Genomic DNA, 861 nt, shown 5'->3' with positions numbered 1-861 from the left:
ATGTCTCCCCGTCCAGTTACCATTACTTCCTACAATATGCACAAAGGCATGTCTGCGCTCAACCGCAAAGTGCAGGTCAACCGTATGGCTGACGCGCTGGGTGCATTGGGTTCGGATGTTTTGTTTTTACAAGAAGTCCAAGGACAACATCTCAATAGAAGCCGCCGTACCGACTTTCCCGATGCGCCGCATTACGACATCATCGGCGACAGCCTCGATTATCATCGCAGCTACGGCAAAAATGCCGTCTATCCCAAACGACACCACGGCAACGCCATTCTCAGCCGCCTACCGCTGAAAACGGAAAACAACCTCAACATCAGCGTCAACAAACTCGAACAGCGCGGCCTGTTGCATTGCGAAGTCGTGCCTGAAGGTTGGGAAGATCCGCTGGTGTGTTTGTGCGTCCACCTCAACCTGCGCGAGCCTGACCGCCTTAAACAATACCGCGCCATCAGCGACTATGTCGACCGCCATATCAACCCTGACAGCCCCTTGATTATTGCCGGCGATTTCAATGACTGGCGGCAGAAATCAGCGCGTGAGCTGGGCAGGGCATTAGATTTGAACGAAGTATTCGTCGATAATACAGGTAAACGCCCCAAAACCTTCCCTTCGCGCCTGCCTATCCTCAGCCTCGACCGCATTTACACGCGCAATCTTGATGTCATCGATTCTGAAATCCACAACAGTAAAGACTGGCAGCATTTGTCAGATCATCTGCCATTGAGTGTAACGGTTAGGCCGCATCGTAAAATGAATATGAAATCAGATAGAAAAATGTAAGGCTAAAATTTTTTAAAGCACTATTTGGAATGTATCGAAAGAAAAAGTTTTTCGCTCAGATAGTTGAGATAAAAC

Annotated in this window: 1 protein-coding gene; it reads left to right on the top strand. The window is 49.0% G+C overall.

Annotated features, from left to right (window positions below; genetic code table 11):
- Positions 1–786 (top strand): endonuclease/exonuclease/phosphatase family protein, encoded by a 786-nt coding sequence (locus ACTHUM_RS15700; RefSeq protein ID WP_070837631.1) that lies wholly within the window; start codon positions 1–3, stop codon positions 784–786.
- Positions 787–861 lie beyond the last annotated feature (75 nt).

It is taken from the genome of Neisseria sp. P0021.S006, assembly GCF_051956895.1.
The sequence above is the reverse complement of the archived record's forward strand: the minus strand, read 5'-3'. Positions and strand labels throughout refer to the sequence as shown.

Bases quoted from the DNA above. Each gene is read 5' to 3' on its own strand.
- ACTHUM_RS15700 (WP_070837631.1), top strand. From the start codon at position 1: ATGTCTCCCCGTCCAGTTACCATTACTTCCTACAATATGCACAAAGGC.